We start from the raw sequence: 9797 nt of genomic DNA on the forward strand, positions 1-9797 counted from the left end.
TTTATTATCGAGTTGATCACCAGTTTTTTATTTTAGGAAAATGTAATGAGCCTTTTTATTTCGACTGCTCACGCTGCAGGTGAAGCTGCACAACAACCAAGCATGATGGCGAACCTTTTGATGATTGCTGTTTTTATTGCAATCTTCTATTTCTTGATCTGGCGTCCTCAATCTAAACGTGCCAAAGAACACCGTGCTTTGGTCGACAGCCTTGGCGTTGGCAGTGAAGTGGTATTTGCAGGCGGATTAATGGGCAAAATCACCAAGATTGAAGGTGACTTCGCAGTGGTTGAATTGAGCCGTGGTGTAGAAGTCAAAGTTCAACGTGCAAGTGTGATTTCAGTCCTCCCTGAAGGCACTTTAAATAACCTTTAATCAAAAATAGTCGTGCCCTCGCACGACTTTTTCATTTTAAGAAGAAAACGAATGCGTTACCCAGCATGGAAATATGTACTGATCCTGGTTGTCCTGGTGATCAGTACCTTATATGCCCTGCCAAGTTTGTATCCAGATGAACCTGCTGTACAGATTTCGGGTGCCAAAGCCGGTACTCAAATTGATGCAAGCATCGTACAAAAAGCAGAGCAAATTTTAAAAACTGAAAATATTGCCACCCATGACAATAGCTTTGGCAACAATGCAGCTTTATTACGTGTAGATTCAAGTGAATCGCAGCTTAAAGCTAAAGAGGCTTTACGTCGTGGTTTAGGTGATGATTACGTGGTTGCATTGAACCTTGCCCCGACCACCCCAGAATGGCTGCAAAAAATTGGTGCCAAACCAATGAAGCTCGGCCTGGATTTACGTGGTGGTGTTCACTTCTTGCTTGAAGTGGATATGGACAAGGCCATTTCCCAGCGCATGGAAACCTCTGCGACGGATCTACGTCGTCAGTTGCGTGATAACAACCTGAAATTTAATAGCCTGAATTTAAGCAACAACACCATTGTGATGCAGTTTGCCAACAATGATGATCGTTCTGCAACGATGGACTTCTTGCGCCGTAATGGCAATGAGTTTACCCAGCAGGCTGTTGCGACCGAGACCGGTTCGACCTTACGTCTAAACTATACTGATGTGCGTAAGCAAGAAATTGAATCTTATGCTGTCAATCAGAACTTGACCACTTTACGTAACCGTATTAACGAGTTAGGTGTGGCAGAAGCACTGGTTCAAACTCAGGGCAGCAACCGTATTGTGGTTGAGCTTCCTGGTGTGCAGGATACCGCTGAAGCGAAACGTGTCTTAGGTCGTACCGCGAACCTCGAGTTCCGTCTGGTGTCTGACCTGAATGATCAATATATTGATCCATATACCGGTCAGGCAACGGGTGCATTGCCACCAGGCACAGAAGTCTTTGCTTATGAGTCACTGGACAGTGGTCGTCAGCTCCTCTTGAACCGTAACCGTATCTTAACCGGTGAACGTGTTCAGAATGCATCAAGTGGCTTTAGCCAAGACACAGGCGGTGCTGAAGTTAACATTACCTTGGACAGCGCAGGCGGCAAACTGATGTCGGATGCCACCCGTAATGCGGTCGGCAAACGTATGGCCGTCTTGTTCATCGAGAACAAGCAGCGCATTAATTATGTGGAAGACCCTGCGACCGGCACTCAGACTGAAGTTCGTACCCCGTATACTGAATCTGTAGTCATTAACGCTGCAACCATTCAGGCAGTACTGGGTTCTCAGTTCCGTATTACTGGCCTGGACTCGCCGCAAGAAGCTGCTGAACTTGCCTTGATGCTGCGTGCAGGTGCGTTGGCTGCGCCAATGTATTTTGTTGAAGAACGTGTAATTGGTCCAAGTCTGGGTCAAGAAAACATCGATAAAGGTGTACTTTCAACTCAGATCGGTTTCCTTCTGGTCGCCATCTGGATGGTGGTATTCTTCCGTCTGTTTGGTGTGATTGCCAACTTTGCCTTGGTCTTTAACCTGGCGATGATTCTGACAGTCATGTCTTGGATTGGCGCTTCCCTTACCCTTCCGGGTATTGCCGGTATCGTCATTACCATCGGTATGGCGGTCGATGCCAACGTACTGATCTGTGAACGAATACGGGAAGAAATGAAATGGGGAGCTTCGCCAAAACAGGCGATTGTGGCCGGTTATGATCGTGCCTATAACACCATTTTCGACTCGAACTTGACCACATTCCTGGTGGCGTTCATTCTGTTCGCGATTGGTACAGGTCCGATCAAAGGCTTTGCCGTAACCCTGATGATTGGTATTGTCTGCTCGATGTTTACTGCCATTACAGTAACGCGTGCCGTGGTACAGCTCATTTATGGCAAAAAACGTAACTTGAAAAAGTTGAGCATTTAAGGAGATCACTGATGACTGAAAATACTCAACTGAATCAAAAACAGTACGGTCGCCCGGAAGACGAACGCATTATTCCGTTTATGAAGATTGCGATGCCTGCGGCATTGTTTTCAATCCTCTTAACCGTTGCGAGTATCTTCTTTATTGCCACCAAAGGCCTGAACCTCGGTTTAGACTTTACCGGTGGTGTGGCAGCCGAATTAAACTATACCAATCCGGTCAAACCTGAAGATGTCTCCAAGGCATTGAACCAGGCAGGCTTTAATGATGCTGTGGTTCAGACTTTAGGTTCTGAACGTGACCTGATGGTGCGTATGCCGGTTCAGGAAGATATCGAAGCTGAAGACCTGACCAAAGCTGTTACAGCCGCAGTTCAACTGCCAAATAATGCGGCAGAAGTACCGAAGGTTGATGTCGTCGGTGGACAGGTCGGTAATGAGCTCTATGTCCGTTCTGGCGGTGCTGTGGCACTTGCGCTCCTGCTGATGCTGGTCTATGTCACCATCCGCTTTGAGGTCAAGCTGGCTATGGGTGCAGTATTGTCACTGTTCCATGATATCGTCGTTACCCTCGGGATTTTTGCGATGATGCAATGGCCATTTGACCTGACTGTACTTGCAGCACTCCTTGCAATCATCGGTTTCTCACTGAACGATAATATCGTGGTCTCTGACCGTATCCGTGAGAACTTCCGTAAGATTCGTGGTGCAGAACCGGTCGAAATCATTAACATTGCCCTGACTGAAACGCTGCGTCGTACCATTCATACCTCTATGACCTTATTGCTGGTGGTGCTTGCCATGATGCTGATGGGCGGCGATGGTCTGAAATGGTTCTCGATCGCGATGTTTGTTGGTGTCTTTGTCGGGACCTATTCGTCCATCTATATCGGTACGGCCTTTGCCTTGTGGCGTGGTCTAAACCGTCAGGACTTTATTGTTCAGGTGAAACCAGAATTTGAAGACGAGAACCAGATTCCATAATCTGTTCTGTTTCATGTTCATCGTTCAGCCCGTCTTATGATGGGCTGAATTATTTCTGCCGTTTGAATATGTGGCAGCGGGAATAATCGCAATGACTGGATGGATTTTCTCAATATCAGTTTTCTGGAAAACCACCTTTCTGCTTTCATCCAGACTTTGAAATTCATAATGATCCTGAGTTTCACTGACCAGTTGCAAAATGAGCTGCAAGCCATTGAGCAGATACACACAGAGTATGCCTGCAGTGGATAACTCGGCCTGTTTGTCACAAACCAGCCACCAGCCCGGTTTTAAGCTGGGAAAATAATACGGCCCTGCTACCCAAATCGCATAATGCTGTGCTTGCAGATGAAAAATATCCTGATTGAATGAGAGCGCTGAATCCAAGGAGATAAGTGCGAATGCCTGCTGTTGCACCACCTGCATTTGCAACAGTACACCTTGCGCTGGAATTGGAGATAATTCAACTTTTGGTTCAGTCGACTGATCTAGAATGAGCACATCTAGACCCAGTTGTTGTTCCAGCTCCCTTGCTGCTTTCTCGCCGATCTGGCGTTTGCTATTCAGCAATTGAGCGATATACGATGCAGACAAGCCGAAATGCTCACAGATTTCTTTGCCAGTTTTAAATTGCTGTGTCTCGATCAGCAGATCAATGACCTTGGCCAGATTATTTCGTCTACGTTCAAATATTTCAGTCGCGCTCATCTCGGTCTGTTGGTCTATTTTTTTATGCATGTAATTTAAATACCTTACAATAAAAAAGCCCGCAATTGAATTGCAGGCTTTTTAAACTTACATAAGGGAAATTAAGTACCCTGTACCAGACGGCGTGCGCTGATAATTCCCGGCTGCTGCTCTAGACGAGCCAAAAGCTTGGAAAGTTGTGCCAGACCTTTGACTTCAATCAACAGCTTCATATTGGCAATACCATCCGCTTCCGAAATGGTATTCACCTGACGGATATTGATCTGATCCGAGAAAATTACTTGCGTCAGATCTTTGAGCAAACCGCGTCGATCATAAGCTTCCACCACAATCTGCACACTTTGACCACGAGTCGGCTGCATTTCCCAGTCGGCTTCTACCGCACGTTCAGGCTCTTGGGTAATCATGCGCACATAGTCCGGACAAGCGACTTTATGAATGCTCACACCACGATTCAGAGTGATATAGCCAGCAATCGATTCACCATGCACCGGTTGGCAACATTGCGCGACATGTAGTTCCACGTTATCCAAACCATCGATCAGAATCCCGTGCGCTGACAGTGTATGACTGGCACGCGGGTTCAGGGCAGGTTTTAGCACCAGTTCAGGTTCGTCCTGATCCAGATGCATGTGACGATTCACCTGATTAATCAGGGCATGCAGGCTGATATCACCATTGACCAGATTGACCAGAATATCATCACCGGTTTTGACATTGAAGTGGTTGCAATAATCACTCAGATCAATCGATTTCGGGTGAATTGCCAGACGTGATAGTTCCTTGTTCAGTACTTCACGGCCAACTTCCAGATTCTTGCTGCGATCTTGCTGGCGGAACCAGTGGCGCAGCTTGTCCCGCGCACGGGCAGTTTTGATATAACCCAGCGAATTAACCAGCCAGTCCCGGTTCGGTTCCCGGTCTTTTTTGGTCAGAATTTCAACCTGTTCACCGGTTTTCAGAGTATAGGTCAGCGGCACATAGCGCTGATTTACCCGTGCGGCATAGCACTTGTTTCCGACCTCGGTATGCACATGATAAGCAAAGTCGAGTACGGTCGAATCACGTGGTAGCTCTTTGATATCGCCATCACGGCTAAACACATAGATCTTTTCGAAGCCTTCAAAATCTTGAATATGTTCAAAATTCTCGATTTCATCTTCAGATTCTTTATGTGCACTGCTTTCATTGCGTTCTTGATAATGCTCAAGTACCGCACGTAAGGAATGTAGACGATGGTTAAAAGAGCGATCTGTAGTTTTCGCGCCTTCTTTATAATTAAAGTGTGAACACACCCCAAGTTCAGCTTCGTCATGCATTGCATGAGTACGAATCTGCACTTCAAGTGACTTGTTCTCGGCAATCACTGCAGTATGTAAAGAACGATAACCATTGGCTTTCGGATTGGTAATATAGTCATCAAACTGATGCGGAATATGGCGCCAGATCTGATGCACAATACCTAAAGTGTGGTAACACTCCGGTACACTTTTCACCAGTACCCGTAAAGCACGAATATCATAGAGTTGGTCAAAGCTCAGGTTCTTGCTTTTCATTTTTCGATAAATCGAATAAATGTGTTTCACCCGGCCATTAATTTCAGCTTCGATACCATGTTCGGCCAATTCATTGCGTAATTTATCAATCACAAACTGAATATACTGTTCACGCTCCAGACGCTTTTCATTCAGTAAGGAAGCAATTTCTTTATAACGTTCCGGCGCAAGATAACGGAAAGCCAGATCTTCCAGCTCCCATTTCAGCTGGGCAATGCCCAAGCGGTGTGCCAGTGGCGAGTAAATGGTCAGAATTTCTCGGGCCACCCGTTCCTGACGCTCACGCGAGGAATTGGCCAGTTCACGCAAGGCATAGGTACGTTCGGCCAGCTTGACCAGAACAACCCGTACATCTTCGGTGACCGAGATCAGCATTTTGTAAATGCCAGACAGATGTTCACGCTGGTTATTATTGAAATGATCTTCCAGGCGTTTATTTTTTTCGATCAGCTCAGACAGCTTACCCATGGCAAGCGTACCTTTGACCAGGCTATGCACCTGTTCGCCGAACTGTTCCAATACTTCACTGAGTGGCATGACGCCTTCACGAACAGCACGATACAGCATGGCTGCGGACAAAGTATCTTCATCGACATGCAGATGCGCCAGAATATCCGCCATCTCAATACCAGTATAAAAGGTATTGGAGCGGTGCTGAACCGTACTTTGCAGCTCTCTTTCTAATGTTAAGTGGGCGACTTCTTCGAGCTGCGTTAAAGGTGCGCCATCTAATATGCCACGAACCCGATCCAACCATTCAGTCAGATCCTGGTGTGCTTGTTCGGCATGTTCTACAGTCGTCTCCTGTGACAACTCATTGAGTCGTCCAGGGAGTTGCTCACGTACTGTGACCATACCCGTCTCCTACTTTTAAAAACATCATTTCTTTAATCGTTTATTTGATTTTCTTTTTCGAACAATGCGATTGATTCCACATGTCCAGTATGTGTAAACATATCCATCACGCCCGCTTGGGTGAGACGATAGCCCTGTTGTACCAAGAGTCCTGCATCTCTGGCGAGTGTCGCAGGATTACATGACACATAAACGATTCTTTTAGCTCCAAACTGAGGGATATAATGCATCACTTCTTCTGCCCCGGCACGTGGCGGGTCGATTAATAATGCATCAAAACCTTGCTTTGCCCAAGTGTGGTGCGAGAAATCTTTGGTTAAATCTTGTGAATAGAACGCTATTTGTGCAATACCGTTGTTTTTGGCATTTTCCGCACCACGTCGAACCATTTCATCACTTCCCTCGACCGCCATCACCTGACCCGACGCACCAACACAGCGCGCCAACGGCAAAGAAAAGTTTCCTAATCCACAAAACAGATCCAGAACCCGTTCACCCTGTTGTAGCTGAAGCAAATCACATGCCAATCGTACCATTTGCGGATTAATGCTTGAATTTACCTGGGTAAAGTCCAGAGGATTAAAGCCGAATTTCACATCAAAGTCATCAAGACCATAGTGTAAGCGTGCAGATGCTTCTGGATCATCTATCCGCGAGAGCGTTTCTTTGCCAGCAGGCTGCAAATAGAGTTGCCAGCCTTTCTGTAACGTAAATTCGCGCAATTGGTTGACATCGGCAGCAGATAATTTTGCAGTTTCACGCACCAGCAGCGCAATGTCCTGATCCCCCATGGCCAATTCTATATGACCGATGTCGGCCTTGCCATTGAGACCTTGCAGCAATTGTTTAAGACGTGTAACCGAGCCAAACTCGCGATCCAAGATCATACAGCGATCAATCGGCGTAAGTTTGTTGGACTGATTTTCACGAAAGCCCAACACCAGCTGATCCTTGGAAGGCAGATAACGCACCCCGATTCGCGCTTTACGGCGATAATCTTCACGTTGTGAACGTAAAGGCGGTAGCCATTGATCGGGCTGGATTCCAGCAAAATGCTGAAGATGCGATTTCAGCACATTCTGTTTCAGTTCAATCTGCGCATCCGCAGCGATATGCTGCATATTACAGCCACCGCAAATCCCAAAATGTGGACACACCGGCTTCACGCGAATCTCAGAAGCATCGCTCAACAATTCAAGACTGTCGGCTTCTTCTAGCTTCTTAACTTCGCGGGTAATGCGGGCACGCACGGTTTCACCCGGCAAGGCATAACGGATAAAGACTTTCTTGCCATGTTTATGCTGCGGATGATCCGGATGTGAACCATAATGAGCGATGCCACGTCCCTCATGCGATAGTGACTCAACCTGAAAAATATACTCGGGTTGCTGGATAGGACGTGCTTGTGCTCGATGTTTCATGAAAACCTAGGGTGTGGAGATGGGAAAATCAAATTGGGTAAATTCAGTTCGTTGTGAAGTTTCACGCCAGACTGATAAAAAGTCCGCATGTTGCGGTTGAGTCTGCAAATATTGAATCGTGCTTTGCAGCAGATGCTGATAATCCGGCAGCAACAGCTGGCCTTTTAACAGCAACCAGCGGATATACACCAGCCAGGTATTCAGGACATCACCTTCACAATAAGACGTTAGTTCGGTCCATTGCTGATTGCGGACATATTCCGGAACCCGATAGGCTCCGTCACCGCGCTTGCCTGGATAGCCCAGCAAATGTGCAACATCATCCAGCTTCTGGAAATGACGGGCATGAAACATGGCCATCACATCCATCAAGTCGACATGACGATGATGGTAACGATTCTGGTAGTTATTATAACGCTTTTGCGTATCAATTTCGCCCTGATCGAACAGACTCGGTGCAGAGAGCCCATGATACATGGCGCGGTATAAAATCACTGGTAAATCAAACTGTGAGCCGTTCCAACTCACTAGAGTCGGATGGCGCTTGTCAAAAATCGACAAGAATTTTTTCAAAATTTCTGCTTCAGAATGCTGTTCTCGACTAAACGAAAACAGCTTCATGCCCTGCTCATCCATCCACAAACCGGAAATACAGACGATTTCATGCAGCGGCAAACGCTGAAAATCCGAGCCTGAATCCTGACGGCGTAATTTGGTCAAGGCCTGATCCAGATCTGCTTCGGGCAGGTCCAGACCAAACAGATGCGCGCCTGATTTGAGATCGGTTTGGGTTTCAATATCGAAAGTTAAAACAGGCAGGCGCATAAAACAGTGCTCAAATAATTATTCAGGATCTTGTACAGAGAATAACCCTGTAGACAAGTAACGGTCACCACGGTCACAGATAATACACACAATCACTGCATCCGGATGTTCTTCCGCCAGTTTAATCGAGGCCCACACTGCCCCACCAGAAGAGGTTCCGGCACTAATGCCTTCTTTCTGTGCCAGCTTACGCATGGTTTTTTCAGCCTCGATTTGTGGAATATCAATAATGCGATCGACTCGGCTGCGGTCGAAAATGGTTGGCAGATATTCTTCTGGCCAGCGACGGATTCCGGCAATGCTTGAACCATCAGATGGCTGTAAACCGACGATCTGAATATCAGGATTCATTTCTTTCAGGTATTTCGACACACCCATGATGGTGCCGGTGGTACCCATAGAACTGACAAAATGGGTAATTTTGCCACCGGTTTGCTGCCAGATTTCTGGACCCGTGGTCAGGTAATGCGCTTCGACATTGTCCGGATTTCCGAACTGATTCAGCACCAGACCCACACCATCATTCTGCATTTGAGCAGCAAGATCACGTGCACCTTCCATGCCCTGCTCTTTGGTTACTTCAATTAGCTCGGCACCATACGCACGCATCGCGTCCTTACGTTCCTGACTCATATTGTTCGGCATGATCAGCTTCATTTTATAGCCACGCATTGCTGCGACCATCGCCAATGCAATCCCCGTATTTCCGCTCGTTGCCTCAATCAGGGTGTCACCCGGTTTGATCTGCCCACGCTTCTCGGCCTGCATGATCATATTATAGGCCGGACGGTCTTTGACCGAACCTGCTGGGTTATTGCCTTCGAGTTTCGCGAGTACTGTAGCTTGAGTGTGACTTGCCAGACGCTGTAAACGCACCAGCGGCGTTTTGCCTACATAATGGTCTAACAAAAATTCATCTGCTTGAAAATCAGGGATGGTATTACTCATTATTTGCACCTATATCGAGGTGCGGCTATTGTATGAAAAAATGCTTTTCCCTGCACCCATTTAGCAAGGCTTTTTCAGAAAACTCACTAGGGCGTGTCCTCATTTGAAGAATTGGTTTTAAATACTTAAAATCCTCCTTTAAGCTCTTTTCATTTCTATATTTTTTCAATGGCACG

At 46.7% G+C, this 9797-nt stretch carries 8 protein-coding genes; 3 read left to right on the plus strand and 5 right to left on the minus strand.

The features are described 5' to 3' along the window. Positions 1–45 precede the first annotated feature (45 nt). From yajC to secF, 3 genes are read left to right on the plus strand one after another with little or no spacing between them, the layout of a single operon-like run. Positions 46–375 (plus strand): preprotein translocase subunit YajC, encoded by a 330-nt coding sequence (gene yajC, locus NI462_RS12915; RefSeq protein WP_004645158.1) that lies wholly within the window; start codon positions 46–48, stop codon positions 373–375. Between the two features lie 51 nt (positions 376–426). Continuing rightward, positions 427–2325: a protein translocase subunit SecD gene (secD, locus tag NI462_RS12920; RefSeq protein ID WP_004733746.1), complete on the plus strand. Its 1899-nt coding sequence runs from the start codon at positions 427–429 to the stop codon at positions 2323–2325. 8 nt (positions 2326–2333) lie between these two features. Continuing rightward, on the plus strand, positions 2334–3308 hold the full coding sequence (gene secF, locus NI462_RS12925; RefSeq protein ID WP_171066787.1) for a protein translocase subunit SecF: 975 nt from the start codon (positions 2334–2336) through the stop codon (positions 3306–3308). Positions 3309–3332: 24 nt separating this feature from the next. On the opposite strand, the gene NI462_RS12930 is transcribed toward secF, so the two are convergent. The 5 genes from NI462_RS12930 to cysM form a co-directional block, all read right to left on the minus strand. Beyond that, positions 3333–4016 carry a hypothetical protein gene (locus NI462_RS12930; RefSeq protein ID WP_222112429.1) on the minus strand — a complete coding sequence of 228 codons (684 nt, stop codon included), beginning with the start codon at positions 4014–4016 and terminating at the stop codon, positions 3333–3335. 101 nt (positions 4017–4117) lie between these two features. After that, on the minus strand, positions 4118–6427 hold the full coding sequence (locus tag NI462_RS12935; RefSeq protein WP_044110572.1) for a RelA/SpoT family protein: 2310 nt from the start codon (positions 6425–6427) through the stop codon (positions 4118–4120). A 32-nt stretch (positions 6428–6459) separates the two neighbouring features. Next, positions 6460–7848: a 23S rRNA (uracil(1939)-C(5))-methyltransferase RlmD gene (rlmD, locus tag NI462_RS12940; protein ID WP_253160934.1), complete on the minus strand. Its 1389-nt coding sequence runs from the start codon at positions 7846–7848 to the stop codon at positions 6460–6462. 6 nt (positions 7849–7854) lie between these two features. Beyond that, positions 7855–8673: a 3'-5' exonuclease gene (locus NI462_RS12945; RefSeq protein WP_044110575.1), complete on the minus strand. Its 819-nt coding sequence runs from the start codon at positions 8671–8673 to the stop codon at positions 7855–7857. A gap of 18 nt (positions 8674–8691) precedes the next feature. After that, the gene (cysM, locus tag NI462_RS12950) at positions 8692–9621 is read right to left on the minus strand and encodes a cysteine synthase CysM (RefSeq protein ID WP_004281649.1); all 930 of its coding nucleotides are present in this window, start codon (positions 9619–9621) and stop codon (positions 8692–8694) included. Positions 9622–9797: the final 176 nt, after the last annotated feature.

This window comes from Acinetobacter lwoffii (assembly GCF_024129715.1).
In the GTDB taxonomy this organism is placed as follows: domain Bacteria; phylum Pseudomonadota; class Gammaproteobacteria; order Pseudomonadales; family Moraxellaceae; genus Acinetobacter; species Acinetobacter lwoffii_U.